General features: G+C 70.8%; 27 protein-coding genes and 3 tRNA genes. 6 read left to right on the top strand and 24 right to left on the bottom strand.

Annotated features, from left to right (window positions below):
• Positions 1–70: 70 nt before the first annotated feature.
• On the top strand, positions 71–703 hold the full coding sequence (locus ACIPFH_RS38205) for an NAD(P)-dependent oxidoreductase (protein ID WP_401833939.1): 633 nt from the start codon (positions 71–73) through the stop codon (positions 701–703).
• Between the two features lie 81 nt (positions 704–784).
• On the opposite strand, the gene ACIPFH_RS38200 is transcribed toward ACIPFH_RS38205, so the two are convergent.
• The 8 genes from ACIPFH_RS38200 to ACIPFH_RS38165 all read right to left on the bottom strand — a co-directional run bounded on the left by ACIPFH_RS38200 (position 785) and on the right by ACIPFH_RS38165 (position 5,736).
• Positions 785–1,840: a UDP-N-acetylmuramate dehydrogenase gene (locus ACIPFH_RS38200; protein ID WP_401833936.1), complete on the bottom strand. Its 1,056-nt coding sequence runs from the start codon at positions 1,838–1,840 to the stop codon at positions 785–787.
• A gap of 165 nt (positions 1,841–2,005) precedes the next feature.
• The gene (locus tag ACIPFH_RS38195; protein WP_401833933.1) at positions 2,006–3,472 is read right to left on the bottom strand and encodes a DHA2 family efflux MFS transporter permease subunit; all 1,467 of its coding nucleotides are present in this window, start codon (positions 3,470–3,472) and stop codon (positions 2,006–2,008) included.
• 104 nt (positions 3,473–3,576) lie between these two features.
• Positions 3,577–4,146: a TetR/AcrR family transcriptional regulator gene (locus ACIPFH_RS38190; protein WP_356265980.1), complete on the bottom strand. Its 570-nt coding sequence runs from the start codon at positions 4,144–4,146 to the stop codon at positions 3,577–3,579.
• A gap of 91 nt (positions 4,147–4,237) precedes the next feature.
• On the bottom strand, positions 4,238–4,666 hold the full coding sequence (locus ACIPFH_RS38185) for a MaoC family dehydratase (protein ID WP_356265431.1): 429 nt from the start codon (positions 4,664–4,666) through the stop codon (positions 4,238–4,240).
• Between the two features lie 7 nt (positions 4,667–4,673).
• Positions 4,674–5,156 (bottom strand): MaoC family dehydratase N-terminal domain-containing protein, encoded by a 483-nt coding sequence (locus ACIPFH_RS38180; protein ID WP_356265434.1) that lies wholly within the window; start codon positions 5,154–5,156, stop codon positions 4,674–4,676.
• 135 nt (positions 5,157–5,291) lie between these two features.
• Entirely contained in the window at positions 5,292–5,456 is a 165-nt protein-coding gene (gene rpmG, locus ACIPFH_RS38175) for a 50S ribosomal protein L33 (protein WP_003948671.1), read from the bottom strand.
• A gap of 88 nt (positions 5,457–5,544) precedes the next feature.
• A tRNA-Met gene (locus ACIPFH_RS38170) sits at positions 5,545–5,617 on the bottom strand.
• A gap of 46 nt (positions 5,618–5,663) precedes the next feature.
• A tRNA-Thr gene (locus ACIPFH_RS38165) sits at positions 5,664–5,736 on the bottom strand.
• 307 nt (positions 5,737–6,043) lie between these two features.
• Between ACIPFH_RS38165 and ACIPFH_RS38160 the strand changes: the two genes are divergently transcribed.
• Positions 6,044–7,312 carry an amidohydrolase family protein gene (locus ACIPFH_RS38160; RefSeq protein WP_401833926.1) on the top strand — a complete coding sequence of 423 codons (1,269 nt, stop codon included), beginning with the start codon at positions 6,044–6,046 and terminating at the stop codon, positions 7,310–7,312.
• A 235-nt stretch (positions 7,313–7,547) separates the two neighbouring features.
• Positions 7,548–8,204, top strand: coding sequence for an SDR family oxidoreductase (locus ACIPFH_RS38155; protein ID WP_401833924.1), 657 nt, complete (start codon positions 7,548–7,550; stop codon positions 8,202–8,204).
• Positions 8,205–8,236: 32 nt separating this feature from the next.
• Here the strand turns inward: ACIPFH_RS38155 and ACIPFH_RS38150 are convergent, their stop codons facing one another.
• Positions 8,237–8,458, bottom strand: coding sequence for a hypothetical protein (locus ACIPFH_RS38150; protein WP_401833921.1), 222 nt, complete (start codon positions 8,456–8,458; stop codon positions 8,237–8,239).
• 98 nt (positions 8,459–8,556) lie between these two features.
• On the opposite strand from ACIPFH_RS38150, the gene ACIPFH_RS38145 reads away from it, so the two are divergent.
• Positions 8,557–8,868 (top strand): hypothetical protein, encoded by a 312-nt coding sequence (locus ACIPFH_RS38145; RefSeq protein ID WP_401833918.1) that lies wholly within the window; start codon positions 8,557–8,559, stop codon positions 8,866–8,868.
• 87 nt (positions 8,869–8,955) lie between these two features.
• On the opposite strand, the gene ACIPFH_RS38140 is transcribed toward ACIPFH_RS38145, so the two are convergent.
• A tRNA-Tyr gene (locus ACIPFH_RS38140) sits at positions 8,956–9,037 on the bottom strand.
• Between the two features lie 225 nt (positions 9,038–9,262).
• Between ACIPFH_RS38140 and ACIPFH_RS38135 the strand changes: the two genes are divergently transcribed.
• Positions 9,263–9,751: a YajQ family cyclic di-GMP-binding protein gene (locus ACIPFH_RS38135; protein WP_328480289.1), complete on the top strand. Its 489-nt coding sequence runs from the start codon at positions 9,263–9,265 to the stop codon at positions 9,749–9,751.
• A gap of 178 nt (positions 9,752–9,929) precedes the next feature.
• Here the strand turns inward: ACIPFH_RS38135 and ACIPFH_RS38130 are convergent, their stop codons facing one another.
• Complete coding sequence (locus tag ACIPFH_RS38130) at positions 9,930–10,196, bottom strand: GlsB/YeaQ/YmgE family stress response membrane protein (RefSeq protein ID WP_020132690.1); 267 nt, start codon at positions 10,194–10,196, stop codon at positions 9,930–9,932.
• A gap of 186 nt (positions 10,197–10,382) precedes the next feature.
• Here ACIPFH_RS38130 and ACIPFH_RS38125 point away from each other — a divergent pair, with 186 nt between their 5' ends.
• Positions 10,383–11,636 (top strand): APC family permease, encoded by a 1,254-nt coding sequence (locus ACIPFH_RS38125; RefSeq protein ID WP_401833915.1) that lies wholly within the window; start codon positions 10,383–10,385, stop codon positions 11,634–11,636.
• Positions 11,637–11,768: 132 nt separating this feature from the next.
• On the opposite strand, the gene ACIPFH_RS38120 is transcribed toward ACIPFH_RS38125, so the two are convergent.
• The 13 genes from ACIPFH_RS38120 to ACIPFH_RS38060 all read right to left on the bottom strand — a co-directional run bounded on the left by ACIPFH_RS38120 (position 11,769) and on the right by ACIPFH_RS38060 (position 24,356).
• Entirely contained in the window at positions 11,769–12,341 is a 573-nt protein-coding gene (locus ACIPFH_RS38120) for an SMI1/KNR4 family protein (RefSeq protein WP_401833913.1), read from the bottom strand.
• Positions 12,342–12,463: 122 nt separating this feature from the next.
• Positions 12,464–12,856 (bottom strand): YccF domain-containing protein, encoded by a 393-nt coding sequence (locus tag ACIPFH_RS38115; RefSeq protein WP_401833911.1) that lies wholly within the window; start codon positions 12,854–12,856, stop codon positions 12,464–12,466.
• Positions 12,853–13,716 (bottom strand): zinc metalloprotease HtpX, encoded by an 864-nt coding sequence (gene htpX / locus ACIPFH_RS38110; RefSeq protein WP_401833909.1) that lies wholly within the window; start codon positions 13,714–13,716, stop codon positions 12,853–12,855. Before htpX ends, ACIPFH_RS38115 begins: the two co-directional genes overlap by 4 nt.
• Positions 13,717–13,915: 199 nt before the next feature.
• Positions 13,916–15,451, bottom strand: coding sequence for an NADH-quinone oxidoreductase subunit N (locus tag ACIPFH_RS38105; protein WP_401833908.1), 1,536 nt, complete (start codon positions 15,449–15,451; stop codon positions 13,916–13,918).
• Complete coding sequence (locus ACIPFH_RS38100; protein WP_401833906.1) at positions 15,448–17,046, bottom strand: NADH-quinone oxidoreductase subunit M; 1,599 nt, start codon at positions 17,044–17,046, stop codon at positions 15,448–15,450. The genes ACIPFH_RS38105 and ACIPFH_RS38100 overlap by 4 nt, the downstream gene beginning before the upstream one ends.
• Before the next feature lie 6 nt (positions 17,047–17,052).
• Positions 17,053–19,047 carry an NADH-quinone oxidoreductase subunit L gene (locus ACIPFH_RS38095; protein WP_401833905.1) on the bottom strand — a complete coding sequence of 665 codons (1,995 nt, stop codon included), beginning with the start codon at positions 19,045–19,047 and terminating at the stop codon, positions 17,053–17,055.
• The gene (nuoK, locus tag ACIPFH_RS38090; RefSeq protein WP_401833902.1) at positions 19,044–19,445 is read right to left on the bottom strand and encodes an NADH-quinone oxidoreductase subunit NuoK; all 402 of its coding nucleotides are present in this window, start codon (positions 19,443–19,445) and stop codon (positions 19,044–19,046) included. Before nuoK ends, ACIPFH_RS38095 begins: the two co-directional genes overlap by 4 nt.
• Positions 19,445–20,104, bottom strand: coding sequence for an NADH-quinone oxidoreductase subunit J (locus ACIPFH_RS38085; RefSeq protein WP_401833900.1), 660 nt, complete (start codon positions 20,102–20,104; stop codon positions 19,445–19,447). Before ACIPFH_RS38085 ends, nuoK begins: the two co-directional genes overlap by 1 nt.
• The gene (locus ACIPFH_RS38080; RefSeq protein ID WP_401833898.1) at positions 20,101–20,685 is read right to left on the bottom strand and encodes a NuoI/complex I 23 kDa subunit family protein; all 585 of its coding nucleotides are present in this window, start codon (positions 20,683–20,685) and stop codon (positions 20,101–20,103) included. The genes ACIPFH_RS38085 and ACIPFH_RS38080 overlap by 4 nt, the downstream gene beginning before the upstream one ends.
• Positions 20,685–21,653, bottom strand: a complete 969-nt coding sequence (locus tag ACIPFH_RS38075; RefSeq protein ID WP_356247389.1) for a complex I subunit 1 family protein — start codon at positions 21,651–21,653, stop codon at positions 20,685–20,687. The genes ACIPFH_RS38080 and ACIPFH_RS38075 overlap by 1 nt, the downstream gene beginning before the upstream one ends.
• Positions 21,650–23,227, bottom strand: a complete 1,578-nt coding sequence (locus ACIPFH_RS38070) for an NADH-quinone oxidoreductase subunit C (RefSeq protein WP_401833896.1) — start codon at positions 23,225–23,227, stop codon at positions 21,650–21,652. The genes ACIPFH_RS38075 and ACIPFH_RS38070 overlap by 4 nt, the downstream gene beginning before the upstream one ends.
• On the bottom strand, positions 23,224–23,958 hold the full coding sequence (locus ACIPFH_RS38065; RefSeq protein ID WP_401833893.1) for an NADH-quinone oxidoreductase subunit B: 735 nt from the start codon (positions 23,956–23,958) through the stop codon (positions 23,224–23,226). The genes ACIPFH_RS38070 and ACIPFH_RS38065 overlap by 4 nt, the downstream gene beginning before the upstream one ends.
• Entirely contained in the window at positions 23,949–24,356 is a 408-nt protein-coding gene (locus tag ACIPFH_RS38060; RefSeq protein WP_356247383.1) for an NADH-quinone oxidoreductase subunit A, read from the bottom strand. Before ACIPFH_RS38060 ends, ACIPFH_RS38065 begins: the two co-directional genes overlap by 10 nt.
• Positions 24,357–24,456: the final 100 nt, after the last annotated feature.

The raw sequence follows: 24,456 nt of genomic DNA, 5'->3' as shown, positions 1-24,456 counted from the left end.
TGCTTACCCACTCTAGAGGCAGCAAGGGTGAGTGAATACTCACCCACCTGACCGGAGTGGGGAGCACACCATGAAGTTCACCGTTTTCGGGGCCACCGGAGGCATCGGCCGAGAGGTCGTCCGTCAAGCCCTCGACGGGGGTCACGAGGTCACGGCCGTCGTACGGGATCCCGCCCGGCTCACCGTCACCGGCGACCGCTTGCAGGTGGTCCGCGCGGACCTCACCGACCCGGAGGCGCTGCGCCCCGCGGTGACCGGCCGGGACGCGGTCCTGTCGGGGCTCGGCGCACGAAGCCGCAAGGACGCCGGGGTCGCCGCCCGGCTCACGCGTGCGGTGCTGTCGGCCCTGGAGGCGGAGGGCGTGCGCCGGCTGCTCGTGGTGAGCGCCGGCCCGGTCGGCCCCGAGCCCAAGGACGACGGAGTCCTGGACCGCACCATGCGCGGCCTCGTGTCGGCGGCGCTGAAGGACGTGTACGCCGACCTGCGGGCGATGGAGGCGGAGCTGACGCGCAGCGCCACCGACTGGACGGTCGTACGGCCGCCGCGACTGCAGGACAAGCCGGTGACGGGGTCGTACCGCGCGGTGGTGGGCGGCTTCCCGCCCAGGGGCCGGTTCATCGGACGGGCCGACGTGGCGCACTCGATGCTGGCGATGGTGGCGGACGCGGGAACGGTGAAGCAGGGCGTAGGGGTGGCCTACTAGGGCCGCTCCTCACCCCCTTGGCGGCGGCCCGGAGCCGCTTGGGGCGACGCCCCCTCGATGCCCTGGCGATCCGCTCGGGGCCTACAGCCCGACGCCCACCATCACCGGCTCGTTGACGAGCGTGACCCCGAAGGCCTCGCGTACCCCGGCCACGACCTCACGGGCCAGCGCCAGCAGGTCCTCCGTGGTGGCCGCGCCTCGGTTGGTGAGGGCGAGGGTGTGCTTGGTGGAGATCCGGGCGGGCCCGCTGCCGTACCCCTTGGTGAAGCCCGCTCTGTCGATCAGCCAGGCGGCGGAGGTCTTGGTGCGGCCCGCTCCCGCCGGGTAGGCGGGCGGCTCCACGCCCTCGCCCAGCCGCTCCTTCGCGCGCGCGTGGAACACGGCGAAGTCGGCGTCGCCGAGGACCGGGTTGGTGAAGAAGGAGCCGGCCGACCAGGTGTCGTGGTCCTCGGGATCGAGAACCATGCCCTTCCCGGCGCGCAGCTTCAGCACGGTTTCGCGCGCCTCGGTGAGCGGCACCCGGTCACCGGGCTCGACGCCCAGCGCGCGTGCCGTCTCGGCGTACTTCAGGGGCGCCGACAGACCGTCGGCGTCCTCGAGTTCGAACCGGACACGCAGGACGACATACCGCTCGGGGTCGGCCTTGAAGCGGCTGTGGCGGTAGGAGAAGGCGCACTCCTCGTTGGTGAGCGTGACCGTCCCACCCGCCCGGCGGTCGTAGGCGATCACCTCGGTGATCGTCGCGGAGACCTCCTGGCCGTACGCCCCGACGTTCTGGATCGGGGTCGCGCCCGCCGAGCCCGGGATGCCGGCCAGGCACTCGACGCCGGCCAGCCCGGCCGCCACGGTGCGGGCGACGGCGTCGGTCCAGACCTCGCCCGCGGCCAGCTCCAGCTTCGTCCCGAGGAGTTCGCAGCCACGCGTGGCGATGCGCAGGGCGGTGCCCTCGAAGCCCTTGTCGCCGATGACGAGGTTCGAGCCACCGCCGACGATCAGCAGCGGCGTACCGTCGGCGTCGGCCTGGCGCACGGCGGCGACCACCTCGGCGTCGGTCGTCGCGGTCACCAGCCTGGTGGCGGGACCGCCCAGCCGGAAGGTGGTCAGCGGGGCGAGCGGGGCGTCCTGGAGTTCCTGCACGCGCCCAAGCCTACGAGACACCACCGACAGCCCCGCCCTCCCCGGCCCCGACAGCCGAACCGCCGTCCGCCCGGCCGCCTGCCCGTCGACGCACGCGCGCGTACGACCCCGCCGAGGTGGACGGGGCCGTACGCGCGCGTGCGGGGTGTCTTCGGTTCCGGGGTCTCAGCGGACGGCACTCTCCAGCGCGGGCGCCGGCCGGGACTCCCCTTCGGTCGCCACCCCGGCCTGTACCGCTGTTCCGTCCTGGGCCGCTCGCCGCACGGCCGGAATCAGGAGGGCGGCGAACCCTGCGAGGGCGACCACGGCCGAGCCCGTGACGAGCGCGGGCCGCAGTCCGTCGACGAAGGCCTGACCGGACTCGTAGCCGCCCTGCGCCGAGAAGATCGACGACATGATCGCGATGCCGAGGGCGCCGCCGACCTCCCGCAGCGCGTTGTTGGCGCCGGAGGCGATCCCCTGTTCCTGCGCTCGGACACTGGACATCACCAGGCTGGAGGCCGGGGCGAAGAACAGCGCCATGCCGATGCCGCTGACGATCAGACCGGGCAACTGGACGGCGTAGGAGGCGTCGACGGTCGCCACGGCGGCCATCCAACCGAGTCCGACGGCCTGGAAGAAGAGCCCGGCGGCGACGACCGGCCGGCCTCCGACGCGGTCGGAGAGAATGCCGGCGATCGGCGCGACGAGCATCGGCATACCGGTCCACGGCAGCATCCTGAGGCCGGCCTCGGTGGGCGAGTAGCCGAGAACCCCCTGCATGTACTGGCTGAGCAGGAAGATCGAGCCGAACATTCCGAGGAACATCAGCAGGCTCGCGGCGTTGATCCCGGCGAAGGCGCGGGAGCGGAAGAGGCGCATCGGCAGCATGGGGTTCTTGGCCCGCAGCCCGTGCAGGACGAACCCGGCGAGCAGGGCGCCGCCCGCGACCAGGCCGGTCAGGACGAGCGGGCTGGCCCAGCCGTCGGCCGGCCCGCGCACCAGGCCGTAGACGAGCCCGAAGAGGCCACCGCTGGCGAGCAGGGTGCCGACGATGTCGAGCGGGGCACCGGTGCCGTACGACTCGGCGAGGCGCAGGCGGGCGAGCGGCAGCAGGGCGAGGCCCAGCGGGACGTTCAGCCAGAAGATCCAGTGCCAGGACACGTGCTCGGTGAGGCTGCCGCCGATGAGCGGCCCGGAGGCGACCGCGAGTCCGTTGACGGCGCCCCAGATGCCGTACGCCATCCCGCGCTTCGCGGCCGGCACGGCGGCCGTGAGCAGGGTCAGCGTCAGCGGCATCATGACGGCCGCGCCGACGCCCTGGACCGCGCGGGCGGCGATGAGGGAGTCGATGCCGGGCGCCATGGCCGCGGCGGCGGAGGCGACGGTGAAGACGCTGAGTCCGACGAGGAACATCCGGCGACGGCCGAACCGGTCGCCGAGCGCGGCGCCGAACATGAGCAACACCGCGAAGGTGAGCGTGTAGGCGCTCACGGTCCATTCGAGGTCGCCCAGCCCGCCGCCGAGATCCTCACGGATGGACGGCAGGGCGGTGGTGACGACGAGGTTGTCGAGTGCCGCCATGAACCCGGCGACACTGGTGATGACGAGGGCCCAGACGGCTCCCCCGCGACGTTCGGTCTGCTGTGACATCGCTCCCCCAGCGGGTGTTCTCACTTGGTTAGTAATTGATGACTAACTTTTGCGCCCAAAAAAAGAGCGCCTGTCCGAGGCGAGGATGAACCTCCTCGCCCGTGCTACTTCTCCAGCCGGCCCTTGAGTCGAGCCGACGGATACAGCCCTTCCCACACCCGGTGTTCGGGTGAGAACCCCATGGCCACCAGGCAGTTGATGAGCATGCCGTACGCCATGAACATCGTCGTCCCGTTGACGTCGGCGCCGAGGGGCACATGCACGGCGTCCCAGAGCCGCATCCATCCGGCCCGGACGGCCTCGCCGAACCCGCGGTCACCCTCCGCCTCGGCGGCGGCCACCGCGACGTACGTCTGCATCTGCATCAGCAACTGTTCGGGCTGCTCCGCGATGACCTTGGTGTACGCGTTGGCCATCGCGTGCAGAGCCTCTTCGCCCTTCAGCCCCTCGGCCGCCTCCGTGAACGTACGGACGGTGTCGTCCATGCAGCGCTCGGAAGCCGCGAGGAAGATCGCTTTCTTGCCCGGGAAGAGCCGGAAGAGATACGGCTGCGAGACGCCCACCCGCTTGGCGATCGTCTCGGTGGACGTGCCGTGGTAGCCGCCGCGGGCGAACTCGCTCGTCGCCGCGCGGATGACGCTCTCGCGCCTCTCGTCTGCGCTCATCCTGACCATGCGGCAAAGTTAGTACTCAATCACTAACTAAGTCAAGGCCCCGTCCACACGTAAGGGGCGCCTCCCCATGGGAGGCGCCCCTTACCGCTGATCAGGCCAGGCGTACGACCGCCCGGGACATCCCGAGCACCTTCAGGCCGCCGCTGGTCACGGTCAGGTCGACCCGCACGGTGTTGTCGTCGAGCTTGGCGCCCACCTTGCCGGTGACCTCGATCACGGCGCCCTGGTCGTCGTTCGCGACGACGACGGGCTTGGTGAAGCGGACGCCGTAGTCGACGACCGCACCCGGGTCGCCGGTCCAGTCGGTGACGACGCGGATCGCCTCGGCCATGGTGAACATGCCGTGCGCGATGACGTCCGGCAGGCCCACCTCCTTGGCGAACTTCTCGTTCCAGTGGATGGGGTTGAAGTCCCCGGAGGCACCCGCGTACTGCACGAGTGTGGCGCGGTTCACGGGGAAGGACTGGGCCGGCAGTTCGGTGCCGACCTCGACGTCGTCGTAAGCGATCTTCGCCGTCATCGGTTCCTCACGCCTTCCCGTCCGTGGCGTCCACGGATTCCGTCGGCTCCGCCGCGCGGGCGACGAGCTTGGTCCAGGCGGTCACGACGTGCTCGCCGCTCTCGTCGTGGACCTCGCCACGGATGTCCAGGATGTCGTTGCCCGCCAGGGACTTGACCGCCTCGATGGTCGAGGTGACCGTGAGCCGGTCACCGGCGCGCACCGGGCGCTTGTAGGCGAACTTCTGGTCGCCGTGCACCACGCGGCTGTAGTCGAGACCCAGCTTGGGGTCCTGGACGACCTGCCCCGCGGCCTTGAAGGTGATGGAGAACACGAAGGTCGGCGGCGCGATCACATCGGCGTGGCCGAGCGCTTTGGCGGCCTCCGGGTCGGTGTACGCCGGGTTGGCGTCGCCCACGGCCTCGGCGAACTCGCGGATCTTCTCCCGACCGACCTCATAGGGGTCGGTGGGCGGGTAGGTCCGCCCGACGAAGGACTGGTCGAGCGCCATGGCCTCGGCACCTCCTGGTTGCTCTGCTGCTTCGCTGCTCTACTGCTCAGCGTTGCTCTACTGACCGGTACGGGTCACTCAACGACACGAGGCCGCCCCCGATCACTCGGGGACGGCCTCGCATACGAGCCTGATTTATCGCGTTTCGCGATGCGCGGTGTGCGCATTGCAACGCGGGCAGTGCTTCTTCATCTCCAGTCGGTCCGGGTTGTTACGCCGGTTCTTCTTGGTGATGTAGTTCCGCTCCTTGCACTCCACGCAGGCCAGCGTGATCTTCGGGCGGACGTCGGTGGCAGCCACAGGAGTGCTCCTTGACGAACGGATGGGACGATTAACGCATAGAAGAGTAGCCGATCGAAGGACCGACCCCACAATCGGCTACTGTCAGTAGCGGTGACCGGACTTGAACCGGTGACACAGCGATTATGAGCCGCTTGCTCTACCGACTGAGCTACACCGCTTTGATGGGATCAGGTCCCGCCTCACGACGGGAACCTCACCCACCAGAGCCCCAATACGGAATCGAACCGTAGACCTTCTCCTTACCATGGAGACGCTCTACCGACTGAGCTATTGGGGCGAGCGATGAAGACATTACACGGTTCGCAGCCGTTCACCCAAATCCGTTTCGCGAGGCCCTCCGGGACCGCACGGAGGGCCGTTTTCCCAAGGTCCCAGCGGTCTCCCGAGCCCCTCGGGCACGCCGGACCACACCGGTACGACTATTGCGCTCCTCCCCGCTCGCGCCGAAACCCCGTCCTAGGCTCGACTCACTCTGCGTGATCTTCCGTCCTCACGACTCGGCGTGACCCGAGCCACCCGCGTCACAGGCATCACCCACACAGCCCGCGTCCCCGCGCAGTCCCGAGCCGAGCCCCTGGAGTGCGATGCCCGACAGCCAGCCGCAGCCGCCCCCTTCGTCACCGTCCTCGTTCGGCTCCTCGGGGGGTTCGCCGGATCCGGCGGCCCTCCTGCTGTGCGGGGCGCGCCTGACGGACGGCCGGACCGTGGACGTGCGGCTGGGCCGCGGGCGCATCGAGGCGGTCGGCACGGCCGGCAGCCTGGCGGCCGGCCCCACCCGTGGCGGCACGCGCGTGGACCTCGGCGGCTACCTGCTGCTCCCCGCCCCCGCCGAGCCGCACGCGCACGTCGACACCGCGCTCACGGCCGACACCGACGGACCCGTCCCGTACGCCCCCGAGGACGTCCAGCGCCGCGCCACGGAGGCCGCGCTGCTGCAACTCGGCCACGGCGCGACGGCGCTGCGCGCGCACGTGCGCGTGGGCGACGTCCAGGGCCTCGGCTCGCTGGCCGCCGTGCTGCAGGCCCGGCGTTCGCTGCGCGGGCTCGCCGAGCTGATGACGGTGGCGATGCCCCGGGTACTGACCGGGGCGGCCGGGGCCGACGGGCTCGCGATGCTGCGGGACGCGATGAAGATGGGCGCCTCGGTGGTGGGCGGCTGCCCGGACCTGGACCCCGATCCGACGGGCTACGTGGAGACCGTCCTGGAGGTCGCCTCCGAGCACGGCTGCCCCGTCGACCTGCACACCGACGCCGCCGACCCGGGTCGCCTCGCCCGCCTCGCCGCGATGGCCGGCGGTCTGCGCCCCGGCGTCACCCTCAGCCCCTGCGGCGGCCTCGACCACCTCCCCGCCGAGACGGCCATCCGCACCGCCGACCAACTCGCCGCCGCCGGCGTGGCGGTGGTCTGCCTTCCCCAGGGCGGCTGCGGCGCCGCCGAACACCGGGGCACGGCGCCCGTACGGCTGTTGCGCGCGGCCGGCGTGCGAGTGGCCGCGGGCAGTGGGGCGTTGCGGGACGTCTCCAACCCGGTGGGCCGGGGCGACCCCCTGGAGTCGGCCTACCTGCTCGCCTCCCACCACGGCCTGCGCCCCGAGGACGCATACGACGCCGTGAGCACGTCCGCACGGGCTGTCCTGGGCCTCCCCGAGGTCCGCGTGGAGGCGGGCTTCCCGGCCGACCTCCTGGCCGTCCGCGGCGACCGGCTGGCGGGTGCCCTGTCCCTGGCGTACAGCCGGATCGTGATCCACCAGGGCCGGGTGGTGGCCCGCACCAGCGCCGTCCGCGAGTACCGCAACTCGGCGACCACCCCGGATCGGGGCCTGCCGAGGCAGGGCCGGGGGGAACTGTCGTAGGACGAGGGACAGACCCTCCACCCCGGCTGCCGCGACCACGCAGACGGAGCCGGGGGTGGGAAGTCGAGGCGGACAGCCCGGAGGCGGACGACGCAGCGGCGGACGACAACGCAGCAGACGGCGCAGCGGCCGACGACCCAGCAGCAGACGGCGCAGCGGCGGACAGGCGCACAGACGTACGGGTTCACCCTCGGGCGTGCGGCGGATGCGGCCGTCCGGGCGTACGGTCGGAGGCATGCGCATTGTCATCGCTGGGGGTCATGGTCAGATCGCGTTGCGGCTGGAGCGGCTGCTCGCCGCGCGCGGGGACGAGGTCGCGGGGATCATCCGCAAGGCCGAACAGGGCGACGACCTCCGGGCGGCCGGCGCCGAACCGGTCGTCCTGGACCTGGAGTCGGCGTCCGTCGAAGAAGTCGCGGAGCCGCTGCGCGGCGCGGACGCGGCGGTGTTCGCGGCGGGTGCGGGCCCGGGCAGCGGGACGGCCCGCAAGGACACGGTGGACAGAGGCGCGGCCGTGCTGTTCGCGGACGCCGCGGTCCGGGCCGGCGTACGGCGCTTCGTGGTCGTGTCCTCCATGGGCGCGGACCCAGACCACCAGGGCGACGAGGTCTTCGACGTCTACCAGCGCGCCAAGGGCGAGGCGGACGCGTACGTGCGGGGCCTTGACTCCCTCGACTGGACGATCCTGCGCCCCGGTGCGCTGACGGACGACCCCGGCACCGGACTGGTCCGTCTGGAGGCCCGTACGGGCCGCGGTCCCGTCCCCCGCGACGACGTGGCCGCGGTGCTGGCGGAGCTGCTGGACAGCCCGGCGACGTCGGGCCTCACCCTGGAGCTCATCAGCGGCTCGGCCCCGGTACCGGTGGCGGTCAAGGCGGTGGCCGGGAACTGAGGAAGACGAGGCCCCGGCAGAAGAGGGCCGCGTCAGAAGAGGGGCAGCTGCCCTGGAAACTCCGGGACCACGTACCCGTCCAACGACGGCTGGGCCGCGCCCAGTTGCGCCGTACTGCGTGAACCGGGGCAGGACACGAGGTCGCCGGTCTCCCGCGCGCCCGGCGGATCGTGCCGGGCGAACCGTCCGGCGACGACGGCGATCTCGCGACGGCATTCGGGGCAGGTTCTACGACGGCTGGACGCGCTGGACATGCCGCCAGTCTGCCCCAGTGGGCCACGCGGGTACCCCGTGACGGGACGCGCCCCGCTCGCCGCGCGGAAGTGCGGCCACCTCCATAGCATCCGTACACGTGGCACATACCTTCGAGGAACTCGTGGAGAAGCAACGCGCGGCCGACGAGGCACACGCGAGAGTCGAAGCGCTGCGGGACGCGTACGGCGCACCCACGGCCACCGCCTGGTCGGACATCCAGACCGACACCTACGAAACCGCCTGGCGCGCCTGGCGCGACCTCGCCCGCGACGTACAGGCGGCGGTGACCGAGTACGCCAAGGACGAGAACAAGCCGCGCAACGACGTCGAGGCGGAGGTGAAAACGGCGGCGAAGACACCCTCAACGGAAACACCGGAGGCTCCGGAAGACTCTCCCGAACGCGAGTGAAGCGCGTCGCCGTCCACGCTTCCCCCCACACGAAGAAACCCCTCCGCTCTGCGTTTCCGCAGTTCGGAGGGGTTCCCTCTCTCAGCGTGGCGGCGCCAGGGTTCGAACCTGGGTAGGCTGAGCCGGCAGATTTACAGTCTGCTCCCTTTGGCCGCTCGGGCACACCGCCGGGTTTGCTGCCCATTCGAACCGCTTTTCGGCGGTGCTCCCTGGCAACGACGTAAACGATACCCGATGCCCAGGGGTGCTCCGCCACCTGATTCCTCGCCGCCCGGCGAGGGTGGGGTGACTAGGCTTGTGCGGATGCGGCCCGGGATCACGCCGGGCTCGGCGGTCGCCCCCACGCACGCCGAGACGCACCAGACACGCACCCCGATACAAGGAGCCACAGGACATGGCCGACTCCAGTTTCGACATCGTCTCGAAGGTCGAGCGGCAGGAGGTCGACAACGCCCTCAACCAGGCCGCCAAGGAGATCTCGCAGCGCTACGACTTCAAGGGCGTCGGCGCCTCGATCTCGTGGTCCGGTGAGAAGATCCTGATGGAGGCGAACTCCGAGGACCGGGTGAACGCCGTCCTCGACGTCTTCCAGTCCAAGCTGATCAAGCGCGGGATCTCCCTGAAGGCGCTGGAGGCGGGCGAGCCGCAGCTCTCCGGCAAGGAGTACAAGCTCTTCGCGGAGATCAAGGAAGGCATCTCCCAGGAGAACGCCAAGAAGGTCGCGAAGCTCATCCGCGACGAGGGCCCCAAGGGTGTGAAGGCCCAGGTGCAGGGCGAGGAACTGCGCGTGAGCTCCAAGAGCCGTGATGACCTCCAGGCCATCATCACCCTGCTCAAGGGCCAGGACTTCGACTTCGCTCTGCAGTTCGTGAACTACCGGTAGTCGGCCTGACCGCCGGGTGGCGCGGGGAATCATCACCCGGTGAGCGTCTTCGGACGGTTACGAGCAGAGGTGGGCACCCCGACGGGAGCCCACCCTTCTGTTCCACCCCTTCTGTCCCCACGCTTCCGGCTGCGGCCACGGTCTCGCGGCCACCGACGGGTGGGCCTCGGCGAGAGGCTCAGTCGCGCGAGTTGCCGAACAGCAGGCGGTAGACGATCAGCAGCACGAGGGAACCGCCGATCGCCGCGGCCCAGGTCGCCCCGTCGTAGAAGTCCTTGGTGATGGGGTGGTCCAGCCAGCGGGCCGATATCCAGCCGCCGATGAACGCGCCCGCGACGCCGATCAGGGTCGTGCCGATGAAGCCGCCCGGGTCGCGGCCCGGCAGCAGGACCTTGGCAATGACTCCGGCCAACAACCCCAGGATGATCCAGCTGATGATGCTCATGCCCTGAACCTGCCCTTCCGTGCTGTGCCCGCGCTGTCCGGACACTGTGATGTCGCTCGCTCCGGACGGGCTGTGCTCGTTGCCGTCGCGCCCCGCGTCCTACGTCGCACGCGGGTTCGGGTCGTGTTGATGTGGACGACGTCACGACGACACCGGTTGGTTCCGTCGATCAGTAGGGTGCGGGCCATGACACAGTCCGGATCGGGTGCCGCGCTGCGGCGGACCCTGGGCGTCGGCGACGCCGTGGTCATCGGGCTCGGATCGATGATCGGTGCCGGCGTCTTCGCCGCGCTCGCTCCCGCCGCGCAAGCCGCGGGCTCCGGGCTCCTGCTCGGACTCGGGCTCGCCGCGCTGGTCGCCTACTGCAACGCCATGTCGTCGGCGCGACTGGCCGCGCTGTATCCGGCCTCGGGCGGCACGTACGTGTACGGCCGCGAGCGGCTCGGCGTGTTCTGGGGGTATCTCGCGGGCTGGTCGTTCGTGGTCGGGAAGACGGCCTCCTGTGCGGCGATGGCTCTGACGGTCGGGGCGTACGTCTGGCCGGGGCAGGCCCACGCGGTGGCGGTCGCGGCCGTGGTCGCGCTGACCGCGGTGAACTACGGCGGCGTCCAGAAGTCGGCCTGGCTGACGCGGGCGATCGTGGCGGTGGTCCTGGCGGTCCTCGCTTCCGTGGCGGTCGTGTGTCTGGGGTCCGGCGCAGCGGACGAAGGGCGGCTGGACGTCGGGCTCTCCGGGGGCGTCGGCGGGGTGCTGACGGCCGCCGGCCTGCTGTTCTTCGCCTTCGCCGGGTACGCCCGCATCGCGACCCTGGGTGAGGAGGTACGGGATCCTGCGCGCACCATCCCCCGCGCGATCCCCCTGGCCCTGGGCATCACACTGGTCGTGTACGCGTGTGTGGCGGTCTCTGTCCTTTCCGTGCTGGGGTCGGGCGGTCTGGCGCTGGCGGGAGCCCCGTTGGCCGACGCGGTGCGGGCGGCGGGGGTGCCGGGGCTGGTGCCGGTGGTACGGATCGGGGCCGCTGTGGCGGCGCTGGGCTCGCTCCTCGCCCTCATCCTGGGCGTCTCACGCACGACTCTCGCCATGGCACGGGACGGGCATCTGCCCGGCGCCCTGTCAGCCGTACATCCGCGCTTCCAGGTACCGCACCGGGCCGAACTCGCCGTGGGCGCGGTGATCGCGGTGCTGGCCGCCACGGTGGACGTCCGGGGCGCCATCGGGTTCTCCTCCTTCGGTGTGCTGGCGTACTACGCGGTTGCCAACGCGTCGGCCTGGACGCTTGATTCGGCCCCGGCGAAGCGGTTGCTGCCTGCGGTGGGGCTCCTGGGCTGCGCGGTGCTCGCGTTCGCCCTGCCGGCGGCTTCGGTCGTCGCGGGGGCGGGAGTGCTGGCGGTCGGCGCACTCGCGTACGGCGTGCGGCGGCGCTGGACGGGCGCACGTTAGCTGTACGGCCGCGCTGGGCGGCGGGCACGCGGCAGCCGTCCGACGGCGAGGCAGGCGGGCAGGCGGGCAGGCGGGCAGGCGGGCAGGCGGGCAGGCGGGCAGGCGGGCCAACGACTACATGGCAGCAGGCTGCTATGGCGTCGTTCTCCCGGTCGTCGCCGTACGTATGCGGAACTCGTTCCACGGAGCCAGTTCCAGGTCATCGTTCAGGGCGTCGTACCAGCCAGTGCCGTCGAGCCAGGCTTGCAGCCAGCCGGCGAGGCTCGGGGCGTCGACGAACCAGGCGTGGTCGGGGTCGCCGGAGTTCGGTTCGAAGAGCAGGACCGTCGCCTGCGGGGAATGGCAGTCCACGCACGCGTACATGGCGCAGCCCCAATGGGATATCGGCAGGACACCCTCTGGCCAGGGCCAGTCCGGGTCCTCGTGACCGCTTGCGCGATTGGCGAGGTACTGCGGGACGGAGGCGGGTTCACCGGCCGGAGAGCTGTCGAGCAGGGGCAGCAGTCCGTACTCCGGGCCGAATCCGCCGTCCCCTGTACGCAGGTAGAGGTCGGCGAGCAGGGGTGGCAGTCGGAAGCCGAGGGCGGCCTCGGCGCGGACCACCGTGTCCGCGTCCACGGGGTCGGGGAGCGAAGGCCAACCCCAGGGGCGGGTGGCGGCCGCCTTGGCCGCCACCCTCGCCTGCAACTGCTCGTTCTCGGTCATGCGTTCATCATGCAACCCGTCACTGACGACCGGGCCGGCCTGTGGACAACCCGCCGTCTGTGGACAACCTACGAGCGGACGGCCGACCGGTCGTGGACGACGAGCGGTTGGGGCTCGCCCCGTCAGCGGGACGCGAACGGCTGGTCCGTGGGCACGATCTCGCGGCCGAGTGGGAACAGCGAGACCGGGATCAGCTTGAAGTTCGCGATGCCGAACGGGATGCCGATGACGGTCAGGCAGAGGAGGAATCCGGTGACGATGTGTCCGATGGCCAGCCACCAGCCCGCGAGGATCAGCCAGAGCACGTTGCCGAGGCAGGAGGGCGCACCCGCGTCACGACGCTCGATCGTCGTGTAGCCGAAGGGCCAGAGAGCGAAGATTCCGATACGGAACGCGGCTAGGCCGAAAGGAATGCCGATGATCGTGATGCAGAGCAGAGCTCCCGCGGCCAGGTAGGCGAGGAACAGCCAGAAGCCGCTCAGGATCAGCCAGATGACGTTCAGGATGGTCTTCACTGGAATCGACCTGCCATTTTCTCGAGCCGGGCGATGCGGTCCGCCATCGGCGGGTGTGTCGAGAACATCTTGGAGAGTCCCTGGCCCGGACGAAAGGGATTCGCGATCATCATGTGGCTTGCGGTCTCGATACGGGGCTCAGGAGGCAGCGGAAGCTGTTTGGTGCCTGTCTCCAGTTTGCGCAGCGCGCTCGCGAGGGCCAACGGGTCACCGGTGAGCTGGGCGCCGGACGCGTCCGCCTCGAATTCCCGGGAGCGGCTGATGGCGAGCTGGATGAGGCTGGCGGCGAGCGGGCCGAGGATCATGATCAGGAGCATGCCGAGGATGCCGGGGCCGTCGTCGTCGTCCGAGCGGCCGATCGGGATCAGCCAGGCGAAGTTGACCAGGAACATGATCACCGAGGCGAGTGCGCCGGCGACCGAGGAGATCAGGATGTCCCGGTTGTAGACGTGGCTGAGCTCGTGGCCGATGACGCCGCGCAGTTCGCGCTCGTCGAGGAGCCGCAGGATGCCGTCCGTGCAGCACACCGCGGCGTTGCGCGGGTTGCGGCCGGTGGCGAAGGCGTTGGGTGCCTCGGTCGGGGAGATGTACAGGCGGGGCATGGGCTGGCGAGCCTGGGTGGAGAGGTCACGGACCATCCGGTACAGGGCGGGGGCCTCGAACTCGCTGACCGGGCGGGCGCGCATCGCGCGTAGCGCCAGCTTGTCGCTGTTCCAGTACGCGTACGCGTTGGTGCCGAGGGCGATCAGGACCGCGACGACCAGCCCCATGCGGCCGAAGAAGCTGCCGATGAGGATGATGAGTGCGGACAGTCCCCCGAGGAGTACTGCGGTCCTGAGCCCGTTGTGCCGGCGGTGCACGGTACGCCCTCCAAGTCGTGCAGCAGGGGAACCCTTTGCTAGCGAGTCTCTTGTTCTCCGGTGGCACTGTGCCGTGGTGTCACGTCCAGTGCACCCTCCCGTACTGGTCAACGCCAGGCGGGAGGCACTAGTTCCCTTGTGCCTGCGGGCAGGGGCGTGGGCCGTCCGGGTGAGGACGGAGGTACGCGCGCGTGAGGACTCAGAAGAGGCCGGTGCCGGCGAAGCGCAGGATCAGCTGGGGTGCTCCGGAGAGGGCGATGCCGAGGGCCGCTGTGAGGGTGATCGCGGCCGTGAGCGGGGCGGGGACGCGGTGCTTCTCGGGCTCGCCTTCGGGGGCGCGGAAGAGCAGGGCCGTCCACTGCAGGTAGTAGTACAGGGCGATCACCACGTTGACGGCCATGACGACCGCGAGCCAGCCGAGGCCCGCGTCGACGGCTGCCGAGAAGACGGTGACCTTCGCGAAGAGGCCGATGATGCCCGGCGGCAGTCCGGCGAGGCAGAGCAGGAAGAAGGCCAGGAGGAGGGCTGTCAGAGGGTTCTTCGCGTAGAGGCCCCGGTAGTCCGTGATCCGGTTCGTCGTGCTGGTACGGCCCACCAGCGCGGCCACCGCGAAGGCGCCGAGGTTCACGGCGGCGTACATGAGGGCGTAGGCGACGGTGGAGCCGATGGCGTGCTCGGCGTCGTCGGAGTACGCGGCGGCGGCGATCGGTACCAGGAGATAGCCGGCTTGGCCCACGGACGACCAGGCGAGCAGGCGTACGGCGCTGTACGCGCGTGTGGCCTGCTGGCGGAGTGCGCCGACGTTGCCGACGGTCATGGTGAGGGCGGCCAGCGCGGCCAGGGCGGGGCCCCAGACGTCGGCGTACGAGGGGAAGCCGATGACGGTGACGAGGATGAGGCCGGAGAAGCCGACGGCCTTGCCGACGACCGACAGGTAGGCGGCGATGGGCAGCGGGGCACCGACGTAGGTGTCGGGCACCCAGAAGTGGAAGGGGACGGCGGCCGTCTTGAAGGCGAAGCCGATGAGGGTGAGGACGACACCGGTCTGGGCCAGGGTGTGCAGTTGGCCGTCGACGTGCTGGATGCGGTCGGCGACCTGGGTGAGGTAGAGGGTTCCGGTCGTCGCGTACACGAAGCTGATGCCCAGAAGGCTGACGGTGGTCGCGGTGACGGACGACAGGAAGAACTTCAGGGCCGCCTCGGAGGACCTGCGGTCGCCGTGCCGGATGCCGACGAGGGCGAAGGCGGGCAGGGACGCGACCTCCAGGGCGACGACGAGGGTGGCGAGGTCGCGGGAGGCGGGCAGCAGGGCGGCACCGGCGGCGGAGGACAGGAGCAGAAACCAGAACTCGCCTTCGGGGAGCCGCCCGCGCGCGTCCTTCAGTGCGGTGACCGACAGCAGGGCCGCCAGTAGCGCTCCCCCGAGCACCAGGAACTGGATGACGAGGGTGAAGCGGTCCGCCGTGTAGCTGCACACGCGTGTGTCGCCGGTCAGGCAGAAGGTGGAGCGGTCGCCGTCCAGGAGGGGCAGCAGGAGAGCCGTGGAGGCAGCGAGGCCCGCGACCGAGAACCAGCCGAGGAGCGGCTTGCGGGCGTCGTCGACGAAGAGGTCGGCGACGAGGACGACGAGGGCGACGACCGCCGCGAGGGTGGGCGGTGCGATGGCCAGCCAGTCGACGGACTGGACCACCGATGCGGTCAGGGGCTGGAGCACGGGTTGGGCCAGTGCGCTCATCGGGTGCCTCCTGCGAGGAGTTGCTGCACGGCCGGATCGGTCAGACCGAGGAGGACCTTCGGCCACAGGCCGGCGACGACGGTGAGGGCGACGAGCGGGGCCCAGGCCGCGAACTCGTAGGTCTGCACGTCGGCGAGGCGTGGGGCGTCCTGCGGGACGGCACCCATGCAGACGCGGCGGACCACGACGAGCAGGTACGCGGCCGTCAGCAGTGTGCCGAACGCGGCGATCGCCGTGAAGGTGAGGAAGGCGGGGCGGCTGAGGTCGTCGGCGGGGTCGAAGGCGCCGAAGAGGGCCAGCATCTCGCCCCAGAAGCCGGCCAGGCCCGGCAGGCCGAGCGAGGCGACGGCGGCGAAGGCGAGGAGGCCGCCGAGGCGGGGGGTCCGGCCGTAGAGCGCGGCGCCGGTCTGCTCGGCGAGGGTGTCCAGGTCGGTCGTGCCGGTGCGGTCCTTCAGGGCTCCGACCAGGAAGAAGAGGAGGCCGGTGATGAGGCCGTGGGCGATGTTGGCGAACAGGGCGCCGTTCACGCCGGTCGGGGTCATGGTCGCGATGCCGAGCAGGACGAAGCCCATGTGTCCGACGGAGGAGTAGGCGATGAGGCGTTTGAGGTCGCCCTTCGCGCCCTGCTTGGCGAGGGCCAGGCAGGCCAGGGATCCGTAGATGATCCCGACGACGGCGAAGGCGGCGAGGTAGGGCGCGAAGGTGCGGAAGCCGTCCGGTGCGACGGGTAGCAGGATCCGGACGAACCCGTACGTACCCATCTTCAGCAGCACGCCGGCCAGCAGGACCGAACCGATGGTCGGGGCGGCGGTGTGGGCGTCGGGCAGCCAGCTGTGCAGCGGCCACATCGGGGTTTTGACGGCGAGCCCGATCCCGATCGCGAGAACGGCGATGACCTGCACCGATGTGGTCAGCGACCGGCCGTTGTCAGTGGCGAGTGCCACCATGTCGAATGTGCCCGCCTTGATTCCGATCAGGAGCAGGCCGAGCAGCATGACCACGGACCCGAGCAGGGTGAAGAGGATGAACTTCCAGGCGGCCCGGGTCCGACCCGCACCGCCCCAGCGGGCGATGAGGAAGTACATCGGGACGAGGACCATCTCGAAGGCGAGGAAGAACAGCAGCAGGTCGAGGACGGCGAAGGCCGCGAGGGTACCGGACTCGAGGACCAGCACCAGCGCGACGAACGCTTTCGGGGACGGGTCCGAGGCCTGCGGCGTCGGCCGCTGATGTTGTTGCTTGAAGTAGGAGTACACCGCGCAGAGGAAGGTCAGCAGCGCGGTCAGGACCAGCAGGGGGAGGGAGATGCCGTCGATGCCGAGGTGGATGCGCACGTCGAGTGCGGGGATCCAGCTGATGTCCGTACTGGCCTGCATCTTCGAGGGATGGTCGTGGTCGAAGCCGAGCGCGAGGACGATCGCGGCGAGGAGGACCGCGCCGGTCACGGTCACGCCGTGCCGCAGCACGGCCTGCTCGGGTGACTTCCCCTTCAGCCCGGGCGGGGCGGGCAGAAGAGCGGCGACGGCGCCGAGGAGCGGGCCGACCACGATGAATGCCAGAAGGAACTGCATCACGGACGCGTTGATATCGATCACGCCTGCTCACGCTCCCGAAGCGACGAGAAGGGCGGCGACCGCCAGGACGACGGTGCCGGCGAGCAGCGCGCTCACATAGGTCTGGAGATTTCCGGTCTGGGCGCGCCGCACGGCGGCCCCCAGCCAGCGGGGCAGGGCGCCCGCGCCGCGTACGTAGGTGTCGACGACCTCGCGGTCGAGGAACCGGACGAGACTCGCGCCGGCCTGGACCGGGCGGACGAACAGTGCCTGGTACACGGCGTCTAGGTGGAAGCCAACGGCCGCGTGGCGGTGCAGCGGGCCGAGCAGGAGCCGTCCGGGGTCCGCCGGGTCGGGAGCGGAGGCCACGTCTCCGTAGGCCGGCGCGTGCGTCGCGATGGCTTCGGCCTCGACGAGTCCCGCGTCGCCCTCGGGGTGGGCGGCGACCGCGCCCAGGGGGACGCGGGCGGCGGTCCCGGTGAGATGGCGCCAGGCGGCGTACGTGACGAGTCCGCCGCCCAGGGCCACGCCCGTGCCGAGGACGGACGTGGTGAGGGTCGGGGCGAGGTCGTTGCCGTCGAACCAGTCGGGGAGGGCGCGGTAGGCGAACCCGCCGAGGGCGAGGGACGGAACGGCCAGGACCCACAACACCACGGTCATGGTCAGGGGCTGGCGGCCGTGGTCGGGGGCCTCGGCGCCCCGGCCGTAAAACGTCAGCAGCCACAGGCGGGTCGCGTACGCGGCGGTGAGGAGGGCGGCGAGCAGACCGGCGACGAGGACGATCCAGCCCGCGGCGCCGGGCGCGTGCTCGGTGTGGCCTGCGGTGATGTGCTCGGCGGCGCCGAGGACCGACTCCTTGGAGAAGAAGCCGCTGAACGGCGGGATCGCGGCGAGCGCGAGCAGCGCCACGGTCATCGTCCAGTAGGCGTCGGGGATGCGGTCGCGCAGATGGCTCATGCGGGACATCGCGGCCAGCGAGTTGGTGCCGGCGGCGTGGATGATCACGCCCGCCGCGAGGAACAGCAGCGCCTTGAAGGCGCCGTGCGAGAGGAGGTGGAAGACGGCGGCACCGCGATCGCCGACGGCGAGGGCGCCGGTCATGTAGCCGAGTTGGCCCATCGTCGAGTAGGCGAGGACGCGCTTGATGTCGTCCTGGGCGAGGGCGGCCAGGCCCGAGCCGACCATCGTGACGGCGGCCATCGCGGCGAGCACCACCATCGCGGCCGAGGAGGCCTCGAAGACCGGGAGGAGACGGGCGACGAAGTAGACGCCGGCGGCGACCATCGTCGCGGCGTGGATCAGCGCGGAGACGGGCGTGGGGCCCGCCATCGCGTCCGGGAGCCAGGTGTGCAGCGGGAACTGAGCGGACTTGCCGGCCACGCCCGCGAGGAGCAGCAGAGCGACGAGGGTCGGGTGGTCGAGTCCGCCGTGGGCGACTGTGGCGAGGACCTCCGTGATCCGGAAGGACCCGGCGTCGGTGGCAAGGGCGAACAGGCCGATGAGGAAGGGGACGTCGCCGAGTTTGGTGACCAGGAAGGCCTTGATGGAGGCGGCGCGGGCCTCCGGGGTCTCCCAGTAGTGGCCGACCAGGAAGTAGGAGCAGATGCCCATGACTTCCCAGCCGACCAGCAGCACGATCAGGTCTCCGGAGTAGACGACCAGGAGCATCGCGGAGGTGAAGAGGGAGACGAGCGCGGCGTACGAGGGGTAGCGCGGGTCCTCGCGCAGGTAGCCGGTCGAGTAGATCTGCACGCAGGTGGCGACGAGCCCGACCAGGACGGCGACGAGGGCGGCGAAGCCGTCGATGTACAGGGCCAGTTCGATCGGAACCGAGCCGGTGGGAGTCAGTTCGGTGGCCGCCTCGACGGAGGCGCCTCCACCCTGGCGTACGGCGACGATCGCGGCCAGTACGAGCGCGGCGAGCGTCGGCAGGACGGCGAGCGGGCGCACGAAGCCAGGGGCGGTGCGGCCGAGGAGCAGGCCGGCGGCGGCGCCCAGGAACGGCAGGAGGGGGACGAGGACGGCGAGGGTGGTCGTGGTCACGCGGTGGCCTCAGCCTTCTCGGCGGCCGTTCCGGTCGCGGGGGTGTCGCTTTCGGGACCGTCGGTCGCGGGGCTCTCGTGGCCTTCAGCGGTGTCTCGGAGCCGGTCGATGTCCGCGGTGCCCCGGTTGCGGTGGACGGCGAGGACGATCGCCAGGCCGATGCCGATCTCGGCGGCGGCGATGGCGATCGTGAACAAGGTCAGGGCCTGACCGGAGTGCAGGGTCTCCTCGGCGGTCCTGCTGAGCCAGACGTCGAAGGCGACCAGGTTGAGGTTGACGGCGTTGAGCATCAGCTCGACGGACATCAGGACGAGGATCGCGTTGCGCCGGGCGAGGACGCCGTAGAGACCGGTGCAGAAGAGAAGGGCGGACAGGACGGCGGGATAGGCGAGGTGCATCAGCGGGTGCCTTCCTGCTCGGCCGGGTCGGTCCGGGCGTCCGGGACAGAAAGGGCACTCTCTGTGACGGACCGGGAACTCCTGGTGACGCCTCGGGCGTTCACAGGGGGAGAGCTCGACTCCGCCTTCGCCTTGCGGGACAGGACGATCGCGCCGACCAGCGCCGCGAGGAGCAGGACGGAGAGGGCCTCGAAGGGGAGGACCCAGTTCTGGAAGAGGCTCGCGCCGGTGACCTCGGTGGAGCCGGCGGCCGGGCCGTTCAGGTCGATCCAGGTGGCGCGGAAGGCGTCGACGACCACCCAGACGAGGGCGGTCGCCGCCGCGACGGCCACCGTGAGAGCGGCCCAGCGGTTGCCGGAGTCCGCGTCCGGAGAGCGGCCGATGGGGGCCTTGGTGAGCATCAGACCGAAGAGGAGGAGCACGACGACGGACCCGACATAGATGAGTACCTGCACCCAGGCGATGAACTCGGCGGTGAGCAGGAGGTACTCGACGGCGAGGCCGCCGAGGGTGACCACGAGCCACAGGGCGGCGTGCACCAGCTGCTTGGTGGTCACGGAGACCAGGGCGGCACCGAAGGTGACCAGGCCTACGAGCAGGAAGGCGATCTCGACGCCGGTCGGGGAGAGAAAGCCGTGGTGTGCCTGAGCGAGGATCACGATTCTCCTCCCTGGGGTGCGTTCGGCTCGGGTGACTGGGGGGCGTTCGACGTGGCCTGGGCCGCCGCCAGCTTCTCGGCCGCCTTGCGGGCGGCCGCGATCTCCTTCGGCTCCTCGGCGGCGGGGTCGAGGGCGGGTGGGGCCGGGACGGTCCACATCCACTCGCGGAGCTTGTCGCGTTCGTGGGTGAGTTCGTGGATGTCGGTCTCGGCGTACTCGAACTCCGGGGACCAGAACAGGGCGTCGAAAGGACAGACCTCGATGCAGATACCGCAGTACATGCACAGGGAGAAGTCGATGGCGAAGCGGTCGAGGACGTTGCGGCTGCGCTCGCGGCCGCCCGGGGCGGCGGGCGGGACCGTCTCCTTGTGGGAGTCGATGTAGATGCACCAGTCGGGGCACTCACGGGCGCAGAGCATGCAGACCGTGCAGTTCTCCTCGAACAGGCCGATGACGCCCCGGGTACGGGGCGGGAGTTCGGGCTGGGCGTCCGGGTACTGCTCGGTGACGGTCTTCCGCGTCATCGTGCGGAGAGTGACGGCCAGGCCCTTGGCGAGGCCACTGCCGGGGATGGGGGCCATTACCGGATCACCACCTTGACGATGCCGGTGAGGGCGATCTGGGCGAGGGAGAGGGGGACGAGGAGGGTCCAGGAGAGCTTCTGAAGCTGGTCCTCGCGCAGGCGGGGGTAGGTGACGCGGAGCCAGATCACGACGAAGGCGAGGACGGCGGCCTTGAGGAGGGTCCAGACCCAGCCGAGGCCGTCGGCGCCCCAAGGGCCGTGCCAGCCGCCCAGGAAGAGGACGGTGGTCAGGCCGCACAGGACGACGATTCCGGCGTACTCGGCGAGGAGGAAGAGAGCGAAGCGCAGGCCGGTGTACTCGGTGTACGCACCGAAGATGATCTCCGAGTCGGCGACGGGCATGTCGAAGGGCGGCCGCTGCAGTTCGGCGAGACCGGCGACGAAGAACACGATCGCGCCGGTGATCTGCCAGGGCAGCCACCACCACTCGAAGGCGTCGACGATGCCGGGCAGGGAGACCGTGCCGGCTGCCATCGCCACCGAGGCGGCGGTGAGCAGCATCGGGAGTTCGTAGGCCAGGAGCTGAGCGGCGGTGCGCAGGCCGCCGAGAAGGGAGTACTTGTTGGCACTGGCCCAGCCGGCCATGAGGGAGCCGAGCACACCGACGCCCATCACCGCGAGCACGAAGAAGACGCCCGCGTCCACGACCTGGCCGACTGCGCCCTCGCCCGGGCCGATGGGGAGGGCGAGAAGGACCAGGAGGTACGGGAGGAGGGCCACGGCCGGCGCGAGCTGGAAGATACGGCGGTCCGCGCCCGCGGGGACGATGTCCTCCTTCTGTACGAACTTGACGCCGTCCGCGACGAGTTGGGCCCAGCCGTGGAAGCCGCCCGCGTACATCGGTCCCAGCCGGCCCTGCATGTGGGCCATCACCTTGTGCTCGGTCTGGCCGACGATCAGGGGGAAAGTGAGGAAGACGACGAAGACGACCAGAAGTCGCAGGGCGACGTCGAGAGCGTCGTTCACTGCCGGCCTCCTGTGGGGTCCTCGGGGGCGTCGGGGGCGTCGGGTTCCGTGCCCTCGGTGGGGGGCGACGCGCTGTGAGCGGGCGACGGCATCTCAGCGGGGTTCGACCGGCGGGGGCTGGTCCGGCCGGGAGCGGTCCGCTCGGGGCTGACGGACTTCGGCGCCGGGTCGGACTCCGGCTCGGCCCTCACCTCCGTCTTCTGTTCCGGCTCGCGCTTCTCGATCGGCTCCGGTTTCTGTTCCGGCTCACGCTTCCCGCTCGGCTCCGGATTTTCCTCCGACTCGCGCTTCTCGCCCGGCTCCGTCTTCTGTTCCGGCTCACGCTTCTCGATCGGCTCCGGCCGCCTCCGCTGCCGCTCCAGCTTCTCGCCCGGTTCTGGGTTCTGCTGGGGTTCGTCGAAGGCGGGGCGGGCGTGGTGCCACGGGGCATCGGAGCTGCGGGGGGCCGTGGAGGGGCGGGTAGGGGTGTCGGAAGGTGTCGTCGGCGGCTGGGTGCGCTGGGAGGCCGAGCCCTGGGAGGCGCTGCGCGCGCGGCGCGGTCCTGCCGGGGAGCGGGGGGCCGGCTCGGGAGCCGTCGGTTCCGTCGGGGCCGTCTCCGTGGCGGGGTCGGTTCCTTCGGCACCGGCGGAGTGCAGGGCGTCCGCCAGCGGTGAGGCCGAGCCCGCGCTCGCGCTTCGGGCGCGGCGGGGTCCGGCCGAAGTTTCCGGAACGGATGGAGTCGAAGAAGCCGGTGGGGCTGGAGAGGTAGGTGAGAGTGATGGGGCTTCTGTGCCCGGGGCCGGGGTGCTGGGCGCTCCTGGCTCTGACGGTGGCGTCGGTGTGGCGGGGGTGGCCGGTGTTGTCGGTGTGGCGGGGGTGGGCGGGGTTGTCGTCTGGCTTGCTGAGCCTTCCGATGCTGTGCGGGCGCGGCGGACCGGGCGGTCGCCTGCCGTGCGTCCCGCTGCCGCGCCCGCCCCTGCCGCGCGTCCCGCTGCCGCTCGGGCCGGGCGGGCCGGGGCGGGGGGGAGTTGGCCCTTCTGGGGGCCCCATTCGTTGGGGTCGGGGACGCCTGGAGGGAGCATCTGGCGGCGCTTGGGGCCGCCGTGCTCGGACTCTCCCGGCTCCTTCGCACCGGGCCACGCCTTGGCGACGCGGGCCGCCAGAACGAAGTCCTTGCGCAGGGGGTGGCCTTCGAAGGTCTCCGGAAGGAGGAGGTGGTTCAGGGCCGGGTGGCCCTCGAAGGTGATGCCGAACATCTCGTGTGTCTCGCGTTCGTGCCAGGTGGCGCCGGCGTAGACGTCGACGGCGGAGGCGAGGGTCGGCGCCTCGTGCGGGATCGTCGTGCGCAGCAGCAGCCGGCGCACCGGGGACAGGGCCACCACGTGCGCCGAGACGCGGAAGCCCGTGCCGGGTTCGTCGACCGCGCTCAGCCAGTCGAAGTAGGTGCAGGACAGGCGGTCGCGGGCCACGCGCAGGGCGTCGGTCCAGGATGAGGGAGGGACGTCGACCGTCAGGACGTCGTACGACTCCTCGGCCGTGGTCCGGGAACCGAAGAGGTCCTCGGCGGAAGCGGGGAGCCAGCCGATCGTGGTCATCGGTCCTCCCCCGACGGCTCCGAAGGGGACTGGGCGGCCGGGGGGCGCACCAAGCCGCTCTGGAGGGCCGCCGTCGAAGGGCGGGCCGAGGGGCGGGAGGCGGCCTGATGGGGCGCGGTCGGGCCGTAGCGCTCGCCCAACGATTCCCGGGCGATCTTCTCCTGGAGCTTGAGGATGCCCTGGAGCAGCGCCTCCGGGCGCGGCGGGCAGCCCGGCACATACACGTCCACCGGGATGATCTGGTCGACGCCCTTGGTCACCGAGTACGAGTCCCAGTAGGGGCCGCCGCAGTTGCTGCACGCGCCGAAGGAGATGACGTACTTCGGCTCGGGCATCTGCTCGTAGAGGCGCTTCACGGCCGGGGCCATCTTGTCCGTGACCGTGCCGGAGACGACCATCAGGTCGGCCTGGCGCGGGCCCGGCGCGAAGGGGATGACACCGAGGCGGATGAAGTCGTGGCGGGCCATCGACGCGGCGATGAACTCGATCGCGCAGCAGGCGAGGCCGAAGTTGAAGACCCAGAGCGAGTAGCGGCGGCCCCAGTTCAGGATCACCTTCATCGGCTCCGGGGCCAGGCGGGCCAGGGTGCCCAGGCGCTGCGGCGCGGGCAGCGGGACGGGTTCCGAGCGCACCTGTTCGTGCCGGCCCGACGGATCCGGCCGGCCCGACTGATCCCGCTGGTCCGACGGATCCCGCTGGTCCGGGGCATTCACTTTCGGCGTCACGTCCATGTCAGGACGCCCTTCTTGTAGGCGTAAAGCAGGCCCACGGCCAGGAAGCCGAGGAAGATGAACATCTCCACGAGCGTGGCGGCGCCGTAGCCGGGGGCCGCGAAGACCGTCGCCCAGGGGAAGAGGAAGATCGAGTCGACGGCGAAGATCACGTAGAGGAAGGCGTAGACGTAGTAGCGGACCTGGGTGTGGGCCCAGCCCTCGCCCACGGGGTCGACGCCGCACTCGTACGTCAGGAGCTTCTCCGGCGTGGGGACCACCGGGCGCAGCAGGCGCCCCGCGCCGAACGCCACGGCGACGAACAGCACGCCGACGACGGCGAGCAGTCCGACGACGGAGTAGGACTGGAAGTAGTCTGCGGCGACTTCCGCCGCGACCTCGACGGTCCGTTCCCGCACGCCCGTCCCTCGCTCCCTGACCTCTGTCTCTTCGACAGCAGGCCCGTTCGACGATCTGTACGCACGCGAGTCTAGGCCCTGATAAAGAGACGGTAAGCAG

Source organism: Streptomyces sp. NPDC088157 (genome assembly GCF_044741545.1).
Classification (GTDB): Bacteria; Actinomycetota; Actinomycetes; order Streptomycetales; family Streptomycetaceae; genus Streptomyces.
Note: the sequence above shows the minus strand (reverse complement) of the source record. Positions and strands in the feature narration are given on the sequence as shown.

Excerpts from the sequence above, each read along its gene's own strand:
- ACIPFH_RS38205 (WP_401833939.1), top strand. The coding sequence starts at position 71 with ATGAAGTTCACCGTTTTCGGGGCCACCGGAGGCATCGGCCGAGAGGTC.
- ACIPFH_RS38195 (WP_401833933.1), bottom strand. The coding sequence starts at position 3,472 with ATGTCACAGCAGACCGAACGTCGCGGGGGAGCCGTCTGGGCCCTCGTC.
- ACIPFH_RS38190 (WP_356265980.1), bottom strand. The coding sequence starts at position 4,146 with ATGGTCAGGATGAGCGCAGACGAGAGGCGCGAGAGCGTCATCCGCGCG.
- ACIPFH_RS38185 (WP_356265431.1), bottom strand. The coding sequence starts at position 4,666 with ATGACGGCGAAGATCGCTTACGACGACGTCGAGGTCGGCACCGAACTG.
- ACIPFH_RS38180 (WP_356265434.1), bottom strand. The coding sequence starts at position 5,156 with ATGGCGCTCGACCAGTCCTTCGTCGGGCGGACCTACCCGCCCACCGAC.
- ACIPFH_RS38160 (WP_401833926.1), top strand. The coding sequence starts at position 6,044 with ATGCCCGACAGCCAGCCGCAGCCGCCCCCTTCGTCACCGTCCTCGTTC.
- ACIPFH_RS38155 (WP_401833924.1), top strand. The coding sequence starts at position 7,548 with ATGCGCATTGTCATCGCTGGGGGTCATGGTCAGATCGCGTTGCGGCTG.
- ACIPFH_RS38150 (WP_401833921.1), bottom strand. The coding sequence starts at position 8,458 with ATGTCCAGCGCGTCCAGCCGTCGTAGAACCTGCCCCGAATGCCGTCGC.
- ACIPFH_RS38135 (WP_328480289.1), top strand. The coding sequence starts at position 9,263 with ATGGCCGACTCCAGTTTCGACATCGTCTCGAAGGTCGAGCGGCAGGAG.
- ACIPFH_RS38130 (WP_020132690.1), bottom strand. The coding sequence starts at position 10,196 with ATGAGCATCATCAGCTGGATCATCCTGGGGTTGTTGGCCGGAGTCATT.
- ACIPFH_RS38125 (WP_401833915.1), top strand. The coding sequence starts at position 10,383 with ATGACACAGTCCGGATCGGGTGCCGCGCTGCGGCGGACCCTGGGCGTC.
- ACIPFH_RS38120 (WP_401833913.1), bottom strand. The coding sequence starts at position 12,341 with ATGACCGAGAACGAGCAGTTGCAGGCGAGGGTGGCGGCCAAGGCGGCC.
- ACIPFH_RS38105 (WP_401833908.1), bottom strand. The coding sequence starts at position 15,451 with ATGAGCGCACTGGCCCAACCCGTGCTCCAGCCCCTGACCGCATCGGTG.
- nuoK (WP_401833902.1), bottom strand. The coding sequence starts at position 19,445 with ATGCACCTCGCCTATCCCGCCGTCCTGTCCGCCCTTCTCTTCTGCACC.
- ACIPFH_RS38080 (WP_401833898.1), bottom strand. The coding sequence starts at position 20,685 with ATGGCCCCCATCCCCGGCAGTGGCCTCGCCAAGGGCCTGGCCGTCACT.
- ACIPFH_RS38070 (WP_401833896.1), bottom strand. The coding sequence starts at position 23,227 with ATGACCACGATCGGCTGGCTCCCCGCTTCCGCCGAGGACCTCTTCGGT.
- ACIPFH_RS38065 (WP_401833893.1), bottom strand. The coding sequence starts at position 23,958 with ATGGACGTGACGCCGAAAGTGAATGCCCCGGACCAGCGGGATCCGTCG.